The sequence below is a fragment of the Anaerospora hongkongensis genome (assembly GCF_004339805.1).
Classification (GTDB): Bacteria; Bacillota; Negativicutes; order Sporomusales; family DSM-15969; genus Anaerospora; species Anaerospora hongkongensis.
The window spans coordinates 14,113-35,187 of sequence record NZ_SLUI01000022.1 but is presented as its reverse complement, the minus strand read 5'-3'; the positions used below and the strand labels follow the sequence as shown (position 1 = coordinate 35,187).

Here is a 21,075-nt window from a genome sequence, read left to right as displayed (position 1 = left end):
ATAGCGGCTGTCAACGATGTTTTACCATGGTCAACGTGACCGATTGTTCCAATGTTTACGTGTGGCTTGTTTCTTTCAAACTTTTTCTTTGCCATCTAAACAACTTCCCCCTTACCTTACATTGGCAGCATAGATTGTCTCTTTGCCAACAGGGAATATTCGAGATTGCAATAAAAAATCCTGCTGAAAATGGAAAAAACTCCGCCTTATGCGAAGTTTTTGTTATGGTGGCGGCGCAGGGATTTGAACCCCGGACACTTCGGGTATGAACCGAATGCTCTAGCCAACTGAGCTACGCCGCCAGATTTAATTATTTGCTATGAAGATGGAGCTAGTGACCGGGATTGAACCGGTGGCCTTATCCTTACCAAGGATACGCTCTACCGACTGAGCTACACCAGCATATATGTTACGGCCAGCAATATACCAGCCGTTATGAGTTTGGTTGCGGGGACAGGACTTGAACCTGTGACCTTCGGGTTATGAGCCCGACGAGCTGCCAGCTGCTCCACCCCGCGACGAGTGGATAAAATTGGTTGCGGGAGCAGGACTTGAACCTGCGACCTTCGGGTTATGAGCCCGACGAGCTGCCAGCTGCTCCATCCCGCGACGACAATTATAAAAGGAAAATGGTGGAGGGAGAAGGATTCGAACCTTCGAAGGTGAAAACCGGCAGATTTACAGTCTGCTCCCTTTGGCCGCTCGGGAACCCCTCCATATATGGAGCTGGTGATAGGAATTGAACCCACAACCTGCTGATTACAAGTCAGCTGCTCTACCAATTGAGCTACACCAGCACGATCACTCTCACAGTGACAAAACATATTATATAACAGTTACTTCGTTATGTCAATAGGATTTTTTCAGTAATATTTACCATATTAGCAAATACATGGTGGCGGCGCAGGGATTTGAACCCCGGACACTTCGGGTATGAACCGAATGCTCTAGCCAGCTGAGCTACGCCGCCAGATTCTAGGTCGGTCGTCGATAATGGCTCATCTACTGCGTTGCTCCTGCGATCCGTTGCTCACCGTACTTTCCAGTACGCCTCCGCTACGGTTCTCGTCGCGCCTTGTATCTAAACCATTCTCGCCAACCTTGGTTGGGAGGCTAAGGCTAATGAATAGCCTTATTGTTTGGGGCACTCTTCGCTTCGCTGGAGTGGTTGAGACCAAACAATTGCTTTAAGCGTTCTGAGCTTACTTTGCCTGGTTTAACAGGGAGACAAGTTCAGTGCTTTGTTATGAAACTGGAGCTAGTGACCGGGATTGAACCGGTGGCCTTATCCTTACCAAGGATACGCTCTACCGACTGAGCTACACCAGCACATATATCACGACTGGCAGTTAGCCAGCCGTCATACGTTGGTGGAGGGAGAAGGATTCGAACCTTCGAAGGTGAAAACCGGCAGATTTACAGTCTGCTCCCTTTGGCCGCTCGGGAACCCCTCCATATATGGAGCTGGTGATAGGAATTGAACCCACAACCTGCTGATTACAAGTCAGCTGCTCTACCAATTGAGCTACACCAGCATCTACGTCAAACCGTTACTCTAATAACCGTTGACGAGATATTATCTTACCATAGGTTTTGTGAATTGTAAATAGCTGATTTTTTGTTTTTGCAATTACATAAAGAAATACCAATAGGATATGGCGGCTACTACAAAACGATAATAGGCAAAAGATGCCAAGGAAGAGCGGTTTAAAAATCCAAGAAACCAAATAATCGATATATAAGCAACAACAAATGCAACCACAAAACCAATTGCAAACATCTGCAAATCAGCAATACTCAGATTGTTCCAGAATTTGAGTAAGTCATAAAGACAGGCAACCAGCATAATCGGTACGGCAATAATAAAAGAAAATTCAGCTGCAGCTTTACGGCTCATACCAAAAAGCAACCCTCCCGCAATTGTCGATCCTGAACGGGAAAAGCCCGGCCAAAGCGACAATACTTGGAACAGTCCCACATAAAACGCTTGCTTAACTGACATCTCTTCAACATCACGCGTAGACGGCCGGGCTGCTGTTTTCTCAGCTAGCAGCATGAAAACAGCACCTGCTATTAATCCAATAATGACGGTAAACGGTGAAAACAGATACGTTTTAATCGGCTTATGCAATAAATAAGCAATCAGCAGTACCGGCACAATACCTGCCGCTACATGAATGGCGGAAAGCCCTTTGGTTGATCCCAGACGGCGTATATCCAGCATTCTTATAAACTTATCCCGATATAAGATAAAAACAGCCAAAATTGCTCCTAGCTGAATAAACACTTCAAACACACTAGCCTTCTCACCATCAAAACCAAGCAGGGAACCTGTTAAAATCATATGTCCGGTGGAAGAAACCGGTAGAAATTCCGTTAACCCCTCCACAATACCAATGATCACAGCGATTAGATTCTCACTCACTCAATTGCCACGTCCTTTGCTCCTGAAATTGTGCTTTTTCATTATATAGTAAAAGTTGCCTAAATAAAACCTTTACTCTTATTTTTTAAAAGCTCAATTACCTGCATATCTGTTGGAAATGCCAGCTCCGGTACGCTGTCCAGGGCAAAATAGCCAACCTCCGCAATATCATCCCCCGCCTGTAAGGTACCGCCGATGGCATGAGCGATAAACCAGATTCCCACTGTATGAACATTGGGATTGTGAAAATTGGACAAGGCAGTAAACACTTGCTCTACTTCAATTCTCAGCCCTGTCTCTTCATAAAACTCCCGGCAGACTGCATCGTAAACATCCTCTTCATATTCTACATAGCCACAGGGAATGCACCACAAGCCAGGATAAGAAGCCGTAGCCGAACGTCTGCCTAGAAGAATTTTGCCATTCTCCATAACAATTGCCGCAACGCCAACAATTGGGTTTTCATAGAAAATATAACCACAGCTTAAACATACGAGTCTTTGCTTTTCGGCCACTTGCTGATGCTGCAGCTTACCTCCACATTTCGGACAGTAAAAGAACCGTTGTTTTCTCATATTCATTATGATCTTCCTCACTTTCTCCAAGCCCTCTACCTATTGTACTTCATTAACGGGAGAAAGTTTAGTTTAGACAAATTTCTTAGTGTAAAAAGACATCGCTTTCTTGAATACTTTCTTCTGTTATATGAAGATTGTGCTGTTTATCCATAAAGGCAATAAAAACGTCATCAATACGATCACGGTACTTCTGATGAAACTCTTCAATTTGTGTGGGAGAAAAACCTATTTTTTTCAGTAGATCCGCTTGGAGCTCTCCTTCCAGAATGATTGGCACCAAAATCTTATTAGCACCAACAGTAAGGTTTAATTGCTGAGGTGTCACCGGTGAATACTCTGATTTTTTTAAAACACTTAATTTACCATGTGGCTCAAATATGGCGACTTCTACTTCGGTTATATCAAATACATCCTTTTCCCGCAACATTTGCAGCAGCATTTCTACCGGTACGCGAACTTTAGCTAAATTCGCTTTAATGATCTGACCGTTCTCTACAAGTACAGTCGGATCAGAAGAAAGCGCTTTATGCACCTTACGGAATTTTATACCCACCCAGCTTACCGCAATTTGTAACAGGCCTAATACCACCAGCGCTACAATAGTCCTGCTTAACTCGATGCGTGGATCAACGATTCCCGCCCCAACAACCGTACCTGCTGTAATGGATACTGCAAAGTCAAAAGGGCTAAGCTCGCCAATCTGTCTTTTCCCCATTACCAGCCAAATTAATAGCATCACGGCCATACTCACTATGGCATGAAAAGCAGTCCCACCAAGTGTCTCCATTGTTGTCCTCCTCACATAAACTATTATAGTGTGAGCAGTTCAACCCGGTTTTATTAGATCTTCATTCCTTTTCTCTTTTCCCTGTACATACAAAGAAAGGGGGCGGCAAAGCACTTTTTTTACCAAAAGTGCTTTGCGACACCCCTTCATCATCTTGATTTTATTGCATAACTGGTGCCACATAAGGCAATGTTTTGCCCAGCAGCCATAAGAGGATTAAAACTGCCGGAACATGAAAAGCGAGCTGTAAAATAGCATAACCAGCAAGATCTCTAGCTTTAACTCCGGTAACACCAAGCAGCGGCAGCATCCAAAACGGATTAATAAAATTAGGCAGCGCTTCTGCCGCGTTGTATACCTGGACAATCCAGGCCAGGTTCACTTTCAGCTGATTAGCCGCTTCTAAAACATAGGGGGCTTCTACGACCCATTTCCCGCCGCCCGAAGGCAGAAAAAGTCCGGCAATCGCAGAATAAATCCCGACAGTTACAGGAAGTGTTTCTTGATTGGAAATAGAAACGAAAAATTGCGCCAGTACATCATTTAGACCACACCCCATCATCATGCCAAAAATCCCTGCATATAAGGGGAACTGGATAAATACTCCCCCGGTCATAGGAATGGACTTGGCAACGGCCTTTAGAAAAGCACGCGGTGTCCAGTGAAACAACATCCCCACGATTAGCAGCATAAAGGTATAAATATTTAGATCCAGTGCAGCTAATCCTCCCTTTGTTGCAAAGGTGTTGATAAGGAAAAGCAGCCCCAGTATGACAATAAGGATCGTCAAAATCGGACTATACTCAAAATATTCCCCAGGAGTCTTTGCTTTTTCTACGACCTCTGCCTCATCTTCCTGGTAATGAATTCCTGCCATTTCAGCCGTTTTCGCACGTTCAGCCGTAGGTGCAGACACATAACAAATCCAGCAGGACAAAAGTATAAGTACGCCGATCATTATTAAATTCTGCCAGGTGAACAGCGTCATCTCCAAACCAATGACTCCGCTTATTTTATACAAAGCCGGTGGTATGGAGCTTTTCGTTGCCATCATTAAAGCAGCTGACGAGGATAGTCCCAGCGCCCAAATACTGCATAAGCCAAGGTAACCGGCTGCGCCAACAGCGCGGTAATCAACGCCTTTAACGCGTTTGGAAATTTCCCGGATTAAAAATCCCGATAACACCAGACTGAATCCCCAGCTAAGAAGCGAGGCCAGCATAGCAACCAGTGCAACATAGGCAACTGCCGTTTTCGGAGTTTTCGGCACTTCGGCCAGCTTACTAATGACCATTTTTACCGGCTTGGATACGGCAACCACATACCCCGTAATAATGACAAACGCCATCTGCATGGTAAAAGGTACTAACCCCCAAAAGGATTTACCAAAATCAACAGCAACTTCTGAAGGTGTTCGCCCCATAAGCAGAGCCACTGCCGCTACGAGAATAACGGCCAGTACAGCAAAAATATACGCATCAGGGAACCATTTCTCACTCCAGTCGGCAAGCGCTGCTCCCCAGCGTGCCAATAGCCCGGGCCTTTCTTCTCCTCTGTACTCAGGGGAAATAACAGGTTGACTCATGCTATCTACTCCTTCGCTATTTCTAAGCCCTTCATGGTCGCAAGGGTCTCGCTGATCAGTAATGGAGCTGCTGTTTTCCCGATTACTTCTGCTGCAGTAATCCCTGGAGCCAGTTCCTCCAGTACCAAACCTGCGGCAGTTGTCCTGATTACCGCCAATTCTGTAACAATTAGAGAAACAACCCCTTTGCCGGTAAGTGGCAACGTGCATTGCCTGAGAATTTTGGGAGCACCGCCCTTGGCCGTATGCTCCATTGCCACAATTACCTTGCGGGCACCGGCAACAAGATCCATTGCTCCGCCCATTCCCGGTACCATCTTACCAGGCACCATCCAGTTCGCTAAATTTCCCTGTTCATCAACCTCTAAGCCACCCAAAACAGTGACATCCAAATGCCCACCCCTAACCAGGGAAAACGACAGCAGACTATCGAAAACCGCTCCTCCCGGGATGATAGCTGCCGGCTGGCCTCCTGCATTAACCAAATCGGGATCAACCTGTCCGGCCAGCGGACCTAAGCCCACAAAGCCATTTTCCGAATGCAGGGTAACCGAAACTCCTGAAGGAAGATAGTTTGCTACCAGTGTAGGAAGCCCAATACCTAAATTAACGACATCGCCGTCTTTCATTTCAAGAGCCACTCTTCTGGCAATCAATTCTTTTGCATTTACAGACATCAGACCGCCCCTCCCTGCTCTGCTACAATATAGTCGATAACAATGCCAGGTACCATGACTTCATCCGGATCAATCGCGCCTATTTCCACCACCTCGCTAACCTGGGCAATTACCAGATCGGCAGCCATAGCCATCACAGGATTAAAATTACGGGCAGAGCGGCGGAAAACTAGATTGCCGGCCTTGTCAGCCTTATGCGCATAAATTAGTGCCACATCGGCCCGCAAAGGCAATTCCAGCAAATAATCCCGATCATTAATTTTAATTTTTTGTTTGCCCTCTTCTACAACCGTACCAACACCGGTAGGCGTCAGTACCCCCCCTAAACCGCTGCCGCCTGCCCGTATCTTCTCAGCAAGTGTTCCTTGTGGCGTTAATTCTACCTCAAGTTCCCCTGCCATTAGTTGGCGGCCGGTTTCCGGATTGGTACCAATATGCGAAACAATCACTTTCTTTGCCTGCCGGTTCACAATTAGCCTGCCTATCCCCCTGTCCGGCATAGCTGTATCGTTAGCAATCACTGTCAAATTCCGCACTTGTTTTTTTACCAGCTCATCCACCAAAACAAGTGGCGTACCCACCGCCAGAAACCCGCCTATCATGACAGTCATTCCTTCCCTGATACCGGCAAGCGCTTCGGCACTTCGTCTCACCTTATTCATGAACTTTCCCCCTTCGCATTGCATACTTTTGCTTAGAATTTTTGTGCCCTTACTCTTTATCTCTATGCAAAATTCATACCACGCAGAAGCAGTTTGTGTTCTAGAACATTAGTAAACTAAAAAAAAATAAAAAGCCTCCGCTGTAATCTACAGCGAAGGCTTAGGGATAGTCAGGCTAATTGATCGCAATAACGGATAATTCTTCTGTAGCAATTGAACAATAATGAGTGCGGCCATTATAATCAAGCACGAGTTTCCCCTCAGTATAATCCCCCGGCCAGGCAACAACCAGGGTGTGCTTCCTGCTCAACTGCTTGATCAGCGGCATAGGATCCAGATTAAGTACAGGAGTAAATAATATTTCAATGCCATCTAAGAGAATGACTTCTCCTTTTAAGGCGGTAAGTGCCTCACTCATAATACTTGGCGCCTGCTGTGGTCGGGCTTTCGGCATCATCTCCAGAATTTCATCTGTGATTAATATCCGCGCATCAACATACTTCCAGCCGCGCATAGCTGCTAAATCCCTCAATATTTTACTTTTTCCACTCCCAGGTCTTCCTACAAGCAAGCTCAGCCGTTCCGGCTTCCGGGATGCATCATGGACACTCTCAATTATATGCTGAATAGGTACAGCCATCTGCCATTTCCCCCTTGCACTGGTTTTTGGGCTTTTGAATCGTTGTCAGCCAAGCTACCTATGGCTAACATTCCTCAAAAAACAACAAAATCCTTTGCTTAATAAAAATTTTGATTACAAAGAGAAAAAGACATCCCTTGTGCGGATGCCTTTTTATTCATCGTCCAAATGGTCACTGTAGCCCGCAATGGCCCCTTCTTTGTGAAGACCGGCCAAGCCTTTATACATGCCGCGAATATCAGTATCATCGCCACGGTTGTCAAGATATCGCTCTAACTTGCGCTTCACCCGCTGCAAAGCATTATCTATCGACTTAACATGACGTTCTAATTCGACAGCAATTTCTTGATAGGATTTGCCATCTAAATACGACATTAGCACTTTCCATTCAAGATCACTCAGAATTTGTCCCATTTTTTCTTCAATATCAATAAATTCTTCCCTGCTGATAACTAATTCTTCCGGGTCCGAAATTTTAGAGCCTGATAATACATCAAGCAGCGTCCGATCAGAATCCTCATCATAAATCGGCTTATTCAAGGAAACATATGAGTTCAACGGGATATGTTTCTGACGCGTAGCCGTCTTAATTGCCGTGATGATTTGACGGGTAACACATAATTCGGCAAAAGCTCGAAAAGAAGAAAGTTTATCATTACGAAAATCGCGAATAGCTTTATAGAGACCAATCATACCTTCCTGAATGATATCTTCCCTGTCTGCACCAATCAGAAAGTAAGACCTTGCCTTAGCACGAACGAAGTTGCGGTATTTGTTAATCAAATACTCCAGAGCGACTGTGTTGTCGTTATCTTTAGCATCAATCACAATTTCTTCGTCGGTCATGTTATCAAAACAGCCATACAGTTCGCGTTGAGTATTAAGCCGCATCACATCGCCCCCATTCCATCTATGCTTTACTGTCACTGAAAAAGAAAATGTACCAAGAGTCTAGTGCTTGCTAGTCTTTGTACATGCTCAGTCAAAACAAATTATACTCTACAATTTAAGCTTTAGTCAAGCCATTCTTGTCCTTACGAAAAAGTCAGACCACTAACGGCGCCGGCGCATCTCATCCAGTTTCCTCATAATTTCCGCATCTATCCGGCTTCCCACTTCGTTCCGGCGATAAGTATGTACATTTTGGGCATAGGTTTGTTCTTGGGTTTTCGCACACGCCAAAACATCGCGGTACAGTTCCCGTGTAGATACACGATAAGCACCCGATCCAAGAATTGCCATTTGCTCTGCTCCGTCAGAGGTCACGACATATACGGTTTCTTTTTGGCGAACAAGCAGATATACCATTTTTTCAATATAACTGTCGGCAGTTTGTCCGTCAGCAGTATAAATTACGTCTATTCCGGACACTCTGGTTTCCACTGCCGTCAGTCCTGCAGCGGAATGAGCATCATAAACAATCGTCACCTGGTAGCCTTTGTAGGCTCCATAGCCTGCCAGCATTTCAATTAATTTATCACGAGCGTGTTCCAGACTCAGGTCCTTGAGCTTAATCAGTTCCACCCAGGCATTGATTACATTATATCCATCCACAATAAGCGCCGCATTCATATCTTTCTCCCACACCAAATTCGTTAGAGCATTCTTGTTAATTGCTCATTTCTAGTTATTGACTACTGCTTTGCTGGGCAAAAGGAGGCAGTTTTGTTCCGATCTTAACAATTGTATTGTCAGGTAAATACCGGTCCTTAGCCAGCACTTCCCGTTTTACCTCTTTACCGTCAAGCTTAACTACCCGGATGGTAGTGACTTCATAACCCGGTTTGCCTTGCTTATCTACTTTGGTTTCCCCTAAATATAACTCATTATCTTGTTTCTTGATCACAGCCGGCGGAATAACTTGCCTGTCAACAGATACGACTTCCACCGCTTCCTGAGGATGGTTTTGGCCAAACAGCCCGACTACCAGCGTATCTTTTTCCACCTCGGCCATAATCATTACCGGGCCATTTGAAGTGTTCGTAAACTTAAAATCCAAAACTCCATAAGCTACCGTAGCGTCACGGCCGATCGGCACATAGCCCAATGGCTTGGAGTGGTTAAAACGCTCCGTGATCTCCATATTAGCCATCAGGACGGCATTATATAATGTTGAAGACACCTGACATACCCCGCCGCCAATACCAGGAACGAATTCGCCGTCAACAATTTCCAATGCTTCTTTAAAACCTTGATTCTTTTCGCGGGGACCAACAATTTCATTAAAGGAGAAGGTCCGGCCAGGATAAATAATCTGACCATTTATTCTGCGGGCAGACAGCTTAATATTAGCTGACCGGTTAGCCTCTTTAGCATCAAATTTTGTCGTATACGTTGCCAACAGTTCCCGTATACCGGTTTGATTGATGTCAGCCACCGTAATCTCCGGTTCCAGCGATTTAACCGGCAAAGGCAGGCTGATAGCTTCCGGACTGCGTAGTGCCTGAACGATAAGCGGACGCACTGCCTCTATCTCCAGCTGGCGTCCAGGCTCCTGCGGAACAATGGCGCCCGTAAGCACACTAAGCGCAGCATTGCGGGAAGGCTGATCAATTGTCTCCCGCCATTGGTCAAGCAAATAACTTAACTTATTATCATTATAGCGTATGCGTACAGGTATGCGATAGCCCTGTTCACTGGCTGTACGGATATTCTGCAGGCGTTCCCATAAAGTGCCTCGGCGGCCAAAATTCCAGGCTTCCTCTATCGTAGCATCAATATCGATGGCGAAGTCAATGCTTTTGGGCTCAACGTAAAAACGCGTATCCCCATAATAAAGGGTTATATTCTTATTTTGCTGTCTGTTCTGCCATACCGTCAGCAGCTGTGACATTTCTTCGCGGCTTACACCACCTACCTGAACGCCATCCACAGACACACCATCATACACTTTATTTGCCCAAAGAGGCCGTAAGGCAGTATATCCTGCTATCCCCATGATCAACAGTACTACCGTCAAACCTAGTACCCATTTTTTCACTTATCCTTCAACTCCCGTTGTCTGAGCACTTCATATAAGAGCAGTGAACAAGCAACCGATGCATTTAAAGAAGTGATCTTGCCTTTCATAGGAATGCGTACAACAAAATCACATTCTTCTTTGGTCAACCGGCCCATACCTTGTCCTTCACTGCCAACAACAACAACTATCGGACCGGTTAAATCCGCTTCGTAATAATTTTTGTCGCCGTCCATATCAGCCCCGACTACCCATAATCCTTGCTTTTTCAGTTTTTTCAAGGTTTGTGATATATTTCCAATGCGGGCTACCGGAACATACTCAACGGCACCGGCCGATGTCTTTGCCACGGTAGCCGTAAGCGGACTGCTGCGCCGTTTGGGCAGGAGTACGCCATGCACGCCGGTAGCATCAGAAGTGCGCAGGATTGCTCCTACGTTATGGGGATCTTCCAACTCGTCTAATAAAACAATAAACGGCTGTTCACCATTTTCCTGAGCTCTGCCTAAAATATCCTCGATTTCAGCATAAGCTACCGGAGCCACCATGGCTACGACGCCCTGGTGTCGTACTCCTTCGGTTATTTGATCCAGCTTAGCTGGTTCCACTTCTTGAACAACAAGGCCTTGCGAGCGGGCTTGTCCGATAATTTCGCGAATAGCACCATGACGCTCGCCTTTGGCAACAAGTATTTTATTTATTGAGCGGCCGCTTTTCAGTACCTCGGCAACACTGTTGCGACCTGCAACAAACTCTTCTGACATACAAAAATCGCTCCTTTATCTAACGGATTTATAGTCTTCCCTGATCATCTAAAAATATAACCGGGATTTCCCCGGTTTCAAATTGCTTTCACAAAAGCTATTTTATTTCATTGCCGCAAGGCGGCCGCAAGTTAATTCTCCTTCATTACAAATGCCCTGAGTAACACAAGTTGGACCAGCCTTTTTAAAGAGCAGCGGAGCAACCTGGTATACTTCAGCAAGCATTAAGTTGGCCAAACGGCGTATTTCCCATTGCGCACGGGTGCAGCAGCGTAATTCAAAGAAGTGCAGTAACGTTCTGGCATTCATTGTAACCACAATTTTTGTTTCGGTCGCATTAGCCAGTACATATCTTGCATCTTCCTGATGAACTCCGAGTTGAAGCAGTTCATCATAAGATTGCTGTATCGTCTTCATCAGTTCCTCAAATTTAGCCTTAGCCTCAGGGCTTGCTGCAATCGAAGGCGGTAAAATGTATTCGAATTCATGTTCTTTCACATAGCGCTGGGATTGCTGAGAATAGGAGGCAATCCGGTGACGAACCAGCTGATGCGTTAATACACGGGACACGCCTTCAATTGCAAAAGTAAAGCTCACATGCTCCAACGTGGAAAAGTGTCCCATTTCCACAATTTTTTCGACCAATTTAGCAATTTGCTGTTCAGTCATCTTCTCCGCCAACTGCTCTGCGCCAATTGGCGAATAACAAAGCCTCGCAGCCATTGCAACTGTTCTTTCCGGTTCGGGTGTGTAACATATTAATTTTGCTTTCATCTTTTTCCCCTGTCCTTTTGCAACCAAATTATCAATAAAGCGCAAATTGTACGTTTTTCTCAGCAGATGATACCTATTTTGTCATTTCCCGGGAAATAATGGCAAATGACTTTTCTGCTATTTCCGACAATCTCTCATAATTTTTGTTTAAATACAAATAACCCAGTAAAGCCTCAAAGCCGGTACTGTAACGATAATCAGCAACAGAGGCGCTTTTAGGCACTGTTGATTTTGCATTGCGTCCTCTGCGAACAATGTCAATCTCTGCATCATTTAATTCCGGTTCAAGCAGTCGTAAAGCATTCGCCTGACTGGTAGCAGAAACCATTTTAGCACTAAAATTATGGAGCACCCTTACTCGGCCTTGCTCATAATTCAATAGTCTGTTTCGCACATAGAGCGCAAAAAATGCATCTCCAATATAAGCGAGCACCAGTGGGTGCAGCCGCTGAGGCGGTCCGTCAAACTCCTTAGCAGACGGATCGGCCTCAACTTGTTCTAATACCCGGTTGCGCAATAACTCAAAGTGATTGAATCTCACCTTTTTTTCCACCTAACGCCTTGTGGCGAGTCTTCTAATATAATTCCAATGCCGCCTAAGCGATCGCGCACGGCATCAGCCATCGACCAATCTTTCTTCTGTCTTGCCTGCTGGCGGATTTCAATAATAATTTCCATCAGCTGATCAACCAGGCCTGCCTGCTCTTCTACCTTGCCATCGCGCTCTGCTACCAGAATCCCAAGTGTATCGGCAATCAAATAATAGACTTCCTTTGCTGCAATCACCGCCTTCTGATCACAGTCACCACTTACTTTGCTTTGATAAATATTAATTTCTTTCGCTAAGCCAAACATTACACTTCCGGCTAAAGCAGTATTAAAATCATCATCCATTGCCGACTCAAAATCTTGCTTTGCCTGAACCGCTGCTGCGATCAGATTTTCCGAATCGGTACTCACGGCCCCGGCAGGCATTTTTTCTAAATGCTGAATGGTTTCGACCGCAGTACGTAACCGTTCCAAACTGCGACCACTCTCACTTAACCGTTCATCACTAAAATCCAGCGGACTGCGATAATGAGTGGAGAGGATAAAGAAGCGAACTACTTCTGGTGAGAAGTGTTCCAGAATATCTTTTACCAAAAAGAAATTGTTAAGTGATTTGCTCATTTTTTCTTCATTAACCGTAATAAATCCATTATGCAGCCAATAATGAACAAACGGATCAATATCACTAAAAGCTTCCGACTGGGCAATTTCATTTTCATGATGAGGAAAAATCAAATCACTGCCGCCGCCATGAAAATCAAATGTTTTTCCCAGGTATTTCAAGGACATAGCGGAGCATTCAATATGCCAGCCCGGCCGTCCTGGTCCCCAGGGGCTTTCCCAGGCAGGCTCGCCTGGTTTAGCACTTTTCCACAAAGCAAAATCCATTGGATGCTTTTTCCGCTCATCTACATCTACGCGGGCACCGGCCTGCATGTCATCCAGTGTGCGTCCGCTTAATTTTCCATAATCTTCAAATTGGACAACACTATAATAAACATCGCCGTCTACTTCATAAGCCGTTCCTTTATCCACAAGTGTCTGTACCATGTTGATAATTTCCGGAATATGCTCGGATACCCGGGGATATAAGTGAGCATGCCTGATTCCGAGTTTATCCATTACTTCAAAATAGGCGGCTATATAGCGGTTAGCAATAACATCCCAGGTTACCCCTTCTGCATTGGCCGTATTAATAATTTTATCATCCACATCGGTAAAATTCTGTACATGAAGAACATCAAAACCACGGTATTCCAGGTAGCGTCTAATCACATCCCATGTAACAAAAGGGCGGGCATTGCCAATATGCGGATGATTATAAGGAGTTACCCCACAGACATAAACCTTCACTTTGCCAGGTTCTACCGGGACAAACTCTTCCTTCTGCTTTGTAAGGGTATTAAATACTTTTAGACTCATATTTCTTCAGCTCCTCTTCTAAGTGAACAACGCGTTCTTCCAGCCTTGTCATATTTCGATGCATACACGTCAGCATTTCGGCGATCGGATCAGGTAATTGATCATGTTCCAGATCGATTTCTTCGCTGTCGCGGCCATTTAGCTTCTTACCGTCTTTAACGACTACCTGGCCCGGAATGCCCACTACAGTCGAATTTGGCGGAACCTGATGCAGCACTACCGAGCCGGCTCCAATTTTAGAATTATCACCGACACTGAAAGATCCCAGTACTTTGGCTCCACTTGCAACAACAACATTATTCCCAATTGTCGGGTGACGCTTACCTTTTTCTTTACCTGTACCGCCCAATGTTACACCCTGGTATAAGGTGACATTCGCTCCAAGCTGGGCTGTTTCACCGATGACTACTCCTGATCCGTGATCAATAAATAATCCTTCACCGAGTTCTGCCCCAGGATGAATTTCCACACCCGTGAGGAACCTGCCAAGATTGGAAATCATGCGCGGTATAAGTACCCAGCCTTTTTTGTACAGCGGATGGGAAAGGCGGTGGAACCAAATAGCATGCAGTCCAGGATAACAAAGCAACACCTCCGCCACACTTCTTGCGGCTGGATCACGCTCAAATATAACCTGCACATCTTTTTTAATCCGCCCAAACATTGCAATCCCCCTCCAAAATATTACATGCTGAAAATAAAAAAACCACCGACTCGTACAGAGACGGTGGTTCCGTGGTCCCACTCTGTTTAAGCATGCTCAACAGACATACTTCACTTCGCACCCGGTAACGGCCGGTTCAGCCGGGACAGCATACTATTTTCCGCTATCCTGCTCACAGGTGCATTTTTGCATTCCTTGCCCGGTATCACTTGCAGCCAGTGGCGATACCTCTCTGGGGAGCCGGTAATATGCATACTTCTCCTGCTCATCGCATTTTTCTATTCTTATCCATTATAATCACCTGACTATCCGGGTGTCAACAAACAGGCTGTACTTTTTCTACGGAAGCCTGAAGCCGCTTAAGAGCACGCTCCCGGCCTACAAGCGGTATTAAGTCAATTAGCTCAGGACCATGCATTTTACCAGTAAGCGCCACCCGTATCGGCATAAATACCTTCTTACCGCCCAATTTCAGTTCTTTGGTAATTGCTTTTAACAATGCCTTTATACTTGCCGGATCGATCTCTTCCAATTCATTTAATTTAGTTTGAAAAGCCGCAAAAACAGCTGGAGCATCTGCATCCCTCAGCACCTCAATGGCTTCATCATTTTCAAATTCAAATTGATCGTTAAAAAAGACGTCTACATGCTCAACCACTTGTGCAGCGTAGCTGATATACTCTCTTGTCGCAGCCATTACTTTAATGAGCCATTCCCTTTGCTCTGAGCCGATTTTTTCACCAACGTAGCCTGCTGAGCGCAGATGAGGCAGCGCCATTTCCAAAATCGCTTCTGCACTGATTTGCTTCATATATTGGGCATTTATCCAGTTTAATTTATCAATGTCGAAAACGGCAGGGTTTTTGGCAACCCGGTCCATGCCAAATTGTTCAATCAATTCCTCACTTGTGAAAATTTCCTGTTCATTAGCCGGAGCCCATCCTAATAGTGCCAGGAAATTTACAATTGCTTCAGGCAAATAACCTAAACTGCGATATTGGTCAACCGAAGTAGCACCGTGGCGTTTACTCATTTTTGTGCGGTCTTTTCCCAATATAAGAGAAATATGTCCAAATTCAGGGATGGGCAGCTCCAGTGCCTGGTAAAGTAAAATCTGCCGCGGCGTATTGGACAGATGCTCCTCTGCCCGGATAACATGAGTAATATTCATTAGCGCATCATCCAGCACTACCGCATAATTATACACCGGAATACCATCAGATTTTACAATGACATAGTCACCAACGCCATTGGAGTCAAAACTCATCAGTCCACGAACCAGATCCTTGAAAACAATTTGCTGGTTTTCAGCCACTTTAAAACGGACAACCGGCTTGCGGCCCTGGGCAATAAAAGCAGCCCGCTCTTCTTCAGTCAAGTGACCGCATCGGCCGGCATACCGTGGAGTTTCGCCCTTATCCATCTGCCGCTGCCGTTCCGTCTCTAATTCTTCCTCCGAGCAGTAGCAATGATAAGCTTGTCCGCTTGCCAGCAATTTATCCGTAAATTGCTGATAAATCCCCAGGCGCTCCGTCTGCCGGTAAGGACCATAAGGACCGCCGATATCGACACCTTCGTCCCAGGTAATACCAAGCCATTTCAAAGCTGCTTTAATATTTTCTTCTGATTCTTTCGTTGAACGCTCCCGATCCGTATCTTCAACCCTAAGAATTAGTTTTCCGCCGTGTTTTTTTGCCAGCAGCCAGTTAAACAATGCTGACCGGGCACCCCCAATATGAAAAGGTCCGGTTGGACTAGGTGCAAACCGTACCCTGAGTTCATTTTCAGACATGACTTTCCCCCCCATTTTCTATTCATGGATATTGTATAGTATTCTATGAGATTTGGCAAATCCTAGTTGACTAACAAAGCGCCTGCCATGATCAATTTCAATCACGCAGGCGCTTGCATTATTCTGTTTCATTACTAAGCTTAATTAAAAACAACCCATTTACGATATCCGGCGTAATTACCGTTGTGTTTACAGTCTTACCGCTTGTAACCGGCCTGGCCCCATCAGTAAGCACCTGCAGCCGCCAAAGCACCCTGTTATTAAACCAGAACTCACCACAGGTCGTACCGTCTTCCATTCGGGAAATACTGATATTCATATTAAAGCCGGCAGCAAGAGCTGTAGCAGGCACGGCAAGGATAACCGTTATTAACAGCAAAATCAACATATAGCGCATTTTAAAGCACCTCCGCCATAAATTACTAACGAATGTGTTTATAATATGCGCCATTTTACGGCATTTATGCACAGCATGTCCGTGTAATTGTACTTCTGTTTAAGCGTCGATGATTGTTACTGCAGCCTGCGCCGCAATCCCTTCGCAGCGTCCGGTAAAGCCTAAGGTCTCTGTAGTTGTTGCTTTTACGTTGACCTGTTCAAGTGAAATCTGCAATGTTTCAGCAATTATGCTGTTCATCTGTGGAATAAAAGGCGCCAGCTTAGGTTTTTCGGCAATAATAGTAGCGTCCACATTATTCACGACATACCCTTTTTCTGCCAGAAGTTCCCTCACCCGTGCCAAAAGCAGGACACTGGAAACTCCTTTATACTGCGGATCCGTGTCTGGAAAATGCCGGCCAATATCGCCAAGCGCTGCCGCACCAAGCAAAGCATCCTTTATCGCATGGAGCAGCACATCAGCATCCGAATGTCCAGCAAGCCCATGAGAGTGGGCAATCTCCACTCCTCCAAGAATCAGCTTGCGCCCCTCAGTCAGGCGGTGTACATCATATCCTGTTCCTATTCGCATACTTTTTCCTCCCTCCCTGAAGAATGCTTCCGCAATTATTAGATCCTCTGGACTTGTAATTTTTATATTATGATAACTGCCTGGTACAATTTTAACTTTTTCATCCAGCCGCTCAACAAGGCTGGCATCATCCGTTCCCAGATATTGATCCTGCGCTGCCTTATTATACGCTCTGTGCAGCAAAGCGGCATCAAATACCTGTGGAGTCTGAATAGACCATAGAGTTTGCCTGGGTGGTGTTTCCACAACAAACTTCTGACTGTCTAAGACTTTGATCGTATCTTTAACCGGTACGGCTACAACTGCTGAATTATATTTTCTGGCAGCATCGATTACCGCAGTTACAATTGCCGGATCAATTAGCGGCCGGGCTGCATCATGTACTAAAATGAGCTGAGATCTTCCGTCCACTTCCCGTAAGGCATTCGTAATGGAATATTGCCGTTCGCCGGCACCGGCAACCACTCGCCAGGGCTTACCCGGTTGATACTTGTTCAGTACTTCTTTAACTTTATCAATATCATTTACAGCCGCCACAATAATTAAATCATCTACTTCGGAGCATGCCGCGATAGCTGCCGCACTACGGGCTAGAATAGGAATATTATGTAAAGGTAAAAAAATTTTATTTATTTCTTTACCCATTCGTTTTCCTGACCCGGCGGCAGCGATAATTGCAGTAACCATACCAATAAATTCCTTTCATTGCGGAAGATTTTAGCTTTTATATTCTCTTACCAACATAAAAAAGCCTGCCCTTAGGGCAAGCTTTTTTATTTACATTGCTTTGGGTTTGGCAAAAATCATTCGTCCGGCAGCAGTCTGCAGCACGGAAGTAACCAGTACACCAATCGTTTCACCGATATGCCTGCGACCGCCGTCAACGACAATCATCGTACCGTCATCCAGATAAGCCACGCCTTGCCCCAGCTCTTTACCATCTTTAACAACGTGTACAACCATTTCTTCACCGGGCAGCACGACGGGTTTTACCGCATTAGACAGCTCATTAATATTCAATACCGGAACACCCTGCAGCTCTGCAACTTTATTTAAGTTGTAATCATTAGTCACGACTTTCGCCTTTAAAAGCTGGCCGAGCTTTACCAGCTTAGAGTCCACCTCAGAGATATCATCAAAGTCGCGATTATCAATTTGAACATACATGTTCAATTCTTTTTGAATACGATTCAGAATATCCAGACCCCGGCGGCCACGGTTTCGCTTCAGCAAATCGGACGAATCGGCAATATGCTGTAATTCTTCCAGTACAAAAACCGGAATAACAAGCGTCCCTTCAATAAAACCACTTTTACAAATATCGGCAATTCTGCCATCAATAATTACACTGGTATCCAGAATTTTATATTGATGAATATTGCTTGCCTTTCCATCTTTCTGCTTGTCTTTTCCCAGCTTAGGGAAAGAGGAAAATAATGAGAAAAGTTCATCCCGCTTACGAATAGCAACATTAATGCCCAAATACCCCAGTATAATACTCAGGACACCGGGAACATATTTACCTACAAGAGGAATAGGCAGAAAAGCGGATCCCAATAAATTCGAGATTATGAGTCCAACAGCAAGCCCCAGCGCACCGGCCAGCACATCATAAACCGGCATTTTATTTAATTTGGCTTCCACCCAGTAAGTAAACTGCCACAACTGTCTGATCAGAAAAGGCGCAATGAAAAAGCCGATAGCCCCACCGACCAAACCCCCAAAAATAAACGACATAATAGTGGTCATTGTTATGCCAAATATTCCAATGTTAAAAAAGTCTTCACTCAATAGGGTAGCTAAATAAGGGATAACCCGGTCAGTCATTACCAGACCGCCGATTGCTGCAAGTGCGGTTATAACAAACCGCAATACTTTATCAAGCAACCTCTCACCTCCTTTGTATACTTTATTATAATGGACTTTTCGTTTTGCCACAAGAGATTTGACCACAGAAATCCAAATTATGGAAAACTATTTCTATTATTGTTCCCTGACAATGACCAAAAAATACCTTTCCCTACACCTGTGTATTATAACACAGGATCTATAACACTGTAAAATTTGTTATTTTATCATATTGTATGTTTATTGTCAATTACCCCCTCCTACCGGCGCCCATTGACAATGCATACAGGCGATTTTATAATAGGTTCAAAGTGAGGTGTAGGAAATGCACGATAAATGTTGCCTCGATTTTCAAACAGCCGTCGACCAGTATCTCATTCGTCATCGCAGCGCGCTGGATGTTATGACAAAATATCAGGAATCCTCTGCCCGGGTTAATCGAGCATTTGCCAAAGCAGTGACTGAATGCGGCTGCATAGCGGTTAATGCCCAGCGTCAGCGTGTTCCTGCCGATGTACAGTACAGCGAAACCCGTCGTTTTATGTCATCTCATATTTCCGGTGAACCTTGTCAATCTTGTAAGGAAGTATTGGCAAATGAATTAGGGCATAGCCTGTTTTACTTGGCTGCATTATGCAACTTAAGCGGTTTGGAATTAAATCAAATCATGAAAGATGAGTTGCAGAAAATTAAAACGCTCGGTGCCTTTCATTTGTCCTAGTTACATAATTTACGGTTACCCAGCAAAATGCGGTTCGCGAGCGAACCGCATTTTTTCTTATCCATACATAAACCCCTATCCTGGCGGACATGATACAAAGGATACTTTTTCAAAAAATGAGGTGCAAATATGGGCCGCCTTATTCTTTCTTTGTTATTTCTATTACTTGTTCCACTTTCGATCTATAGTGAAAGCAGCGATTTGGACAATAACGCTGAGCTTTTATCCGGCTATATGACCATTGTCGATGAACAAGGCAGTATTGTTTTTCAGACTGGCCTGACTGTCAGGCCCGGTGATGAGTTTGTCAATGAAGATAATCGCCTTTATGAAGTTACAGCTGTTGAAGGAACATTGGCCATATCCCGTTATGTAAGAGATGAATCTCAGCATGCTGTGGTGCCGGAAGTGCTGCCTGTTCAAGGAGAGCAAGCAGATCCTCCGCCGTTAATCGGCATTTATCATACTCATACTGATGAGTGTTATATTCCGACAGACGGTGTGGCAACCAGTAAGGGAAACGGAAGCATTATCAAGGTTGGCGAAACTTTCGCTACGCGGCTCAAAGAGCTTGGTTACGAAGTTGACCATCGCAAGACGCTGCATGATCCGCATGATGCCAATGCCTATCAACGTTCACGGCGAACATTTGCCAAGTTGCTTGGCGAACGTCCGGTTGCACTGTTTGACGTACACCGTGACAGTGCTCCGCTCAAAGCGTATAAGACTTCTTTTAATGGTCAAGATGCTGCTAAGATCCTTCTAGTTGTCGGCAAGCAAAATCAAAATCGCGCTACCACGATGAATTATGCCAAAACCATCAAAGCCGCCGCCGATAATAAATATAAAGGGTTGATACGTGGTATTTTTATCGCACATGGCAACTACAATCAGGACTTAAATCCCCGGGCCATGCTGCTTGAAATAGGAACTCAATACAATTCCCGGGCTGCAGCTGACCATAGTATTACGCTATTTGCTGATATTGTCCCCACATTCTTGGCTAACACAGGTGGTAATGTGGCTCAAGCCAGTCCGATTGCCGGAGGCAACGGTGTAGCTGCCGCTAACGTGCCTAATGGGGGTACAGGCTGGGATATGCTCTATATAGCAGGCGCAGTTATTGTCGGTGCAGCGGCTTTCCTGTTGCTTAGTACCGGAAGCGTTAAGGAAGCTAAACAAAAATTAAGCAATTTTACTAAACGTGAATTCGGTGATGTTTTCCGGTTCCGTAAAAAGCGTAAGAATTAAAGGAGCT

General features: G+C 45.0%; 22 protein-coding genes, 10 tRNA genes, 1 pseudogene and 1 other annotated feature. Of the genes and pseudogenes, 2 read left to right on the top strand and 31 right to left on the bottom strand.

Going from position 1 to position 21,075, the window contains the following annotated elements; all coding sequences use genetic code 11:
- From EV210_RS21415 to EV210_RS21270, 31 genes and pseudogenes are all read right to left on the bottom strand, one after another.
- A partial coding sequence (locus EV210_RS21415; RefSeq protein WP_037591671.1) for a GTP-binding protein occupies window positions 1-95 on the bottom strand: 95 nt, incomplete at its 3' end.
- Window positions 96-225: 130 nt separating this feature from the next.
- Window positions 226-302, bottom strand: a tRNA-Met gene (locus EV210_RS21410).
- 24 nt (window positions 303-326) lie between these two features.
- Window positions 327-402 (bottom strand) — tRNA-Thr (locus EV210_RS21405).
- A 40-nt stretch (window positions 403-442) separates the two neighbouring features.
- Window positions 443-518: transfer RNA gene (locus EV210_RS21400), tRNA-Met, on the bottom strand.
- 15 nt (window positions 519-533) lie between these two features.
- Window positions 534-609, bottom strand: a tRNA-Met gene (locus tag EV210_RS21395).
- A gap of 21 nt (window positions 610-630) precedes the next feature.
- Window positions 631-716, bottom strand: a tRNA-Tyr gene (locus EV210_RS21390).
- Window positions 717-721: 5 nt separating this feature from the next.
- Window positions 722-797 (bottom strand) — tRNA-Thr (locus EV210_RS21385).
- Between the two features lie 96 nt (window positions 798-893).
- Window positions 894-970, bottom strand: a tRNA-Met gene (locus EV210_RS21380).
- 283 nt (window positions 971-1,253) lie between these two features.
- Window positions 1,254-1,329 (bottom strand) — tRNA-Thr (locus EV210_RS21375).
- A 39-nt stretch (window positions 1,330-1,368) separates the two neighbouring features.
- Window positions 1,369-1,454, bottom strand: a tRNA-Tyr gene (locus tag EV210_RS21370).
- A 5-nt stretch (window positions 1,455-1,459) separates the two neighbouring features.
- Window positions 1,460-1,535: transfer RNA gene (locus EV210_RS21365), tRNA-Thr, on the bottom strand.
- A 95-nt stretch (window positions 1,536-1,630) separates the two neighbouring features.
- Window positions 1,631-2,425 carry an undecaprenyl-diphosphate phosphatase gene (locus tag EV210_RS21360; protein WP_132083475.1) on the bottom strand — a complete coding sequence of 265 codons (795 nt, stop codon included), beginning with the start codon at window positions 2,423-2,425 and terminating at the stop codon, window positions 1,631-1,633.
- Between the two features lie 59 nt (window positions 2,426-2,484).
- Window positions 2,485-3,006, bottom strand: coding sequence for an NUDIX hydrolase (locus EV210_RS21355; RefSeq protein ID WP_132083473.1), 522 nt, complete (start codon window positions 3,004-3,006; stop codon window positions 2,485-2,487).
- A gap of 79 nt (window positions 3,007-3,085) precedes the next feature.
- Window positions 3,086-3,790: a DUF421 domain-containing protein gene (locus tag EV210_RS21350; RefSeq protein ID WP_132083471.1), complete on the bottom strand. Its 705-nt coding sequence runs from the start codon at window positions 3,788-3,790 to the stop codon at window positions 3,086-3,088.
- Between the two features lie 160 nt (window positions 3,791-3,950).
- Window positions 3,951-5,375, bottom strand: a complete 1,425-nt coding sequence (locus EV210_RS21345; protein WP_132083469.1) for a short-chain fatty acid transporter — start codon at window positions 5,373-5,375, stop codon at window positions 3,951-3,953.
- A gap of 5 nt (window positions 5,376-5,380) precedes the next feature.
- Window positions 5,381-6,055, bottom strand: a complete 675-nt coding sequence (locus tag EV210_RS21340) for a 3-oxoacid CoA-transferase subunit B (protein WP_424218366.1) — start codon at window positions 6,053-6,055, stop codon at window positions 5,381-5,383.
- Window positions 6,052-6,714: an acetate CoA-transferase subunit alpha gene (atoD, locus tag EV210_RS21335; protein ID WP_132083466.1), complete on the bottom strand. Its 663-nt coding sequence runs from the start codon at window positions 6,712-6,714 to the stop codon at window positions 6,052-6,054. Before atoD ends, EV210_RS21340 begins: the two co-directional genes overlap by 4 nt.
- Window positions 6,715-6,889: 175 nt before the next feature.
- Window positions 6,890-7,354, bottom strand: coding sequence for a BREX-3 system P-loop-containing protein BrxF (gene brxF, locus EV210_RS21330; protein ID WP_132083464.1), 465 nt, complete (start codon window positions 7,352-7,354; stop codon window positions 6,890-6,892).
- A 153-nt stretch (window positions 7,355-7,507) separates the two neighbouring features.
- Window positions 7,508-8,245: an RNA polymerase sporulation sigma factor SigH gene (sigH, locus tag EV210_RS21325; protein WP_132083462.1), complete on the bottom strand. Its 738-nt coding sequence runs from the start codon at window positions 8,243-8,245 to the stop codon at window positions 7,508-7,510.
- Window positions 8,246-8,407: 162 nt separating this feature from the next.
- Entirely contained in the window at window positions 8,408-8,926 is a 519-nt protein-coding gene (locus tag EV210_RS21320; protein ID WP_132083460.1) for an NYN domain-containing protein, read from the bottom strand.
- A gap of 55 nt (window positions 8,927-8,981) precedes the next feature.
- A complete protein-coding gene (locus EV210_RS21315; RefSeq protein ID WP_243650670.1) occupies window positions 8,982-10,334 on the bottom strand; it encodes a VanW family protein in 1,353 nt (450 codons plus the stop codon).
- Complete coding sequence (gene rlmB / locus EV210_RS21310; RefSeq protein ID WP_132083458.1) at window positions 10,331-11,077, bottom strand: 23S rRNA (guanosine(2251)-2'-O)-methyltransferase RlmB; 747 nt, start codon at window positions 11,075-11,077, stop codon at window positions 10,331-10,333. Before rlmB ends, EV210_RS21315 begins: the two co-directional genes overlap by 4 nt.
- A 102-nt stretch (window positions 11,078-11,179) precedes the next feature.
- Complete coding sequence (gene thyX, locus EV210_RS21305; RefSeq protein WP_132083456.1) at window positions 11,180-11,851, bottom strand: FAD-dependent thymidylate synthase; 672 nt, start codon at window positions 11,849-11,851, stop codon at window positions 11,180-11,182.
- 73 nt (window positions 11,852-11,924) lie between these two features.
- Window positions 11,925-12,392, bottom strand: coding sequence for a Mini-ribonuclease 3 (locus EV210_RS21300; RefSeq protein ID WP_132083454.1), 468 nt, complete (start codon window positions 12,390-12,392; stop codon window positions 11,925-11,927).
- On the bottom strand, window positions 12,389-13,822 hold the full coding sequence (cysS, locus tag EV210_RS21295) for a cysteine--tRNA ligase (RefSeq protein WP_132083452.1): 1,434 nt from the start codon (window positions 13,820-13,822) through the stop codon (window positions 12,389-12,391). Before cysS ends, EV210_RS21300 begins: the two co-directional genes overlap by 4 nt.
- A complete protein-coding gene (gene cysE, locus EV210_RS21290) occupies window positions 13,803-14,486 on the bottom strand; it encodes a serine O-acetyltransferase (RefSeq protein WP_132083450.1) in 684 nt (227 codons plus the stop codon). Before cysE ends, cysS begins: the two co-directional genes overlap by 20 nt.
- Before the next feature lie 53 nt (window positions 14,487-14,539).
- Window positions 14,540-14,764: a binding site (T-box leader), on the bottom strand.
- 38 nt (window positions 14,765-14,802) lie between these two features.
- Window positions 14,803-16,278 carry a glutamate--tRNA ligase gene (gltX, locus tag EV210_RS21285; protein WP_132083448.1) on the bottom strand — a complete coding sequence of 492 codons (1,476 nt, stop codon included), beginning with the start codon at window positions 16,276-16,278 and terminating at the stop codon, window positions 14,803-14,805.
- 118 nt (window positions 16,279-16,396) lie between these two features.
- The gene (locus EV210_RS21280; RefSeq protein ID WP_132083446.1) at window positions 16,397-16,675 is read right to left on the bottom strand and encodes a hypothetical protein; all 279 of its coding nucleotides are present in this window, start codon (window positions 16,673-16,675) and stop codon (window positions 16,397-16,399) included.
- 99 nt (window positions 16,676-16,774) lie between these two features.
- Window positions 16,775-17,248 (bottom strand): 2-C-methyl-D-erythritol 2,4-cyclodiphosphate synthase, encoded by a 474-nt coding sequence (gene ispF / locus EV210_RS23510; protein ID WP_243650671.1) that lies wholly within the window; start codon window positions 17,246-17,248, stop codon window positions 16,775-16,777.
- Between the two features lie 27 nt (window positions 17,249-17,275).
- Window positions 17,276-17,935, bottom strand: a pseudogene (ispD, locus tag EV210_RS23505) (2-C-methyl-D-erythritol 4-phosphate cytidylyltransferase); the annotation flags it as partial.
- Window positions 17,936-18,025: 90 nt separating this feature from the next.
- Window positions 18,026-19,135, bottom strand: a complete 1,110-nt coding sequence (locus EV210_RS21270) for a PIN/TRAM domain-containing protein (protein WP_165898991.1) — start codon at window positions 19,133-19,135, stop codon at window positions 18,026-18,028.
- A gap of 286 nt (window positions 19,136-19,421) precedes the next feature.
- Here EV210_RS21270 and EV210_RS21265 point away from each other — a divergent pair, with 286 nt between their 5' ends.
- Window positions 19,422-19,817, top strand: coding sequence for a nucleoside triphosphate pyrophosphohydrolase family protein (locus EV210_RS21265; protein WP_132083442.1), 396 nt, complete (start codon window positions 19,422-19,424; stop codon window positions 19,815-19,817).
- A 129-nt stretch (window positions 19,818-19,946) separates the two neighbouring features.
- Window positions 19,947-21,068, top strand: coding sequence for a stage II sporulation protein P (gene spoIIP / locus EV210_RS21260; RefSeq protein WP_132083440.1), 1,122 nt, complete (start codon window positions 19,947-19,949; stop codon window positions 21,066-21,068).
- Window positions 21,069-21,075 lie beyond the last annotated feature (7 nt).

Bases quoted from the DNA above. Each gene is read 5' to 3' on its own strand.
- EV210_RS21355 (WP_132083473.1), bottom strand. From the start codon at position 3,006: ATGAATATGAGAAAACAACGGTTCTTTTACTGTCCGAAATGTGGAGGT.
- EV210_RS21350 (WP_132083471.1), bottom strand. From the start codon at position 3,790: ATGGAGACACTTGGTGGGACTGCTTTTCATGCCATAGTGAGTATGGCC.
- EV210_RS21345 (WP_132083469.1), bottom strand. From the start codon at position 5,375: ATGAGTCAACCTGTTATTTCCCCTGAGTACAGAGGAGAAGAAAGGCCC.
- atoD (WP_132083466.1), bottom strand. From the start codon at position 6,714: ATGAATAAGGTGAGACGAAGTGCCGAAGCGCTTGCCGGTATCAGGGAA.
- brxF (WP_132083464.1), bottom strand. From the start codon at position 7,354: ATGGCTGTACCTATTCAGCATATAATTGAGAGTGTCCATGATGCATCC.
- sigH (WP_132083462.1), bottom strand. From the start codon at position 8,245: ATGCGGCTTAATACTCAACGCGAACTGTATGGCTGTTTTGATAACATG.
- EV210_RS21320 (WP_132083460.1), bottom strand. From the start codon at position 8,926: ATGAATGCGGCGCTTATTGTGGATGGATATAATGTAATCAATGCCTGG.
- rlmB (WP_132083458.1), bottom strand. From the start codon at position 11,077: ATGTCAGAAGAGTTTGTTGCAGGTCGCAACAGTGTTGCCGAGGTACTG.
- thyX (WP_132083456.1), bottom strand. From the start codon at position 11,851: ATGAAAGCAAAATTAATATGTTACACACCCGAACCGGAAAGAACAGTT.
- cysS (WP_132083452.1), bottom strand. From the start codon at position 13,822: ATGAGTCTAAAAGTATTTAATACCCTTACAAAGCAGAAGGAAGAGTTT.
- cysE (WP_132083450.1), bottom strand. From the start codon at position 14,486: ATGTTTGGGCGGATTAAAAAAGATGTGCAGGTTATATTTGAGCGTGAT.
- gltX (WP_132083448.1), bottom strand. From the start codon at position 16,278: ATGTCTGAAAATGAACTCAGGGTACGGTTTGCACCTAGTCCAACCGGA.
- EV210_RS21280 (WP_132083446.1), bottom strand. From the start codon at position 16,675: ATGCGCTATATGTTGATTTTGCTGTTAATAACGGTTATCCTTGCCGTG.
- ispF (WP_243650671.1), bottom strand. From the start codon at position 17,248: ATGCGAATAGGAACAGGATATGATGTACACCGCCTGACTGAGGGGCGC.
- EV210_RS21265 (WP_132083442.1), top strand. From the start codon at position 19,422: ATGCACGATAAATGTTGCCTCGATTTTCAAACAGCCGTCGACCAGTAT.
- spoIIP (WP_132083440.1), top strand. From the start codon at position 19,947: ATGGGCCGCCTTATTCTTTCTTTGTTATTTCTATTACTTGTTCCACTT.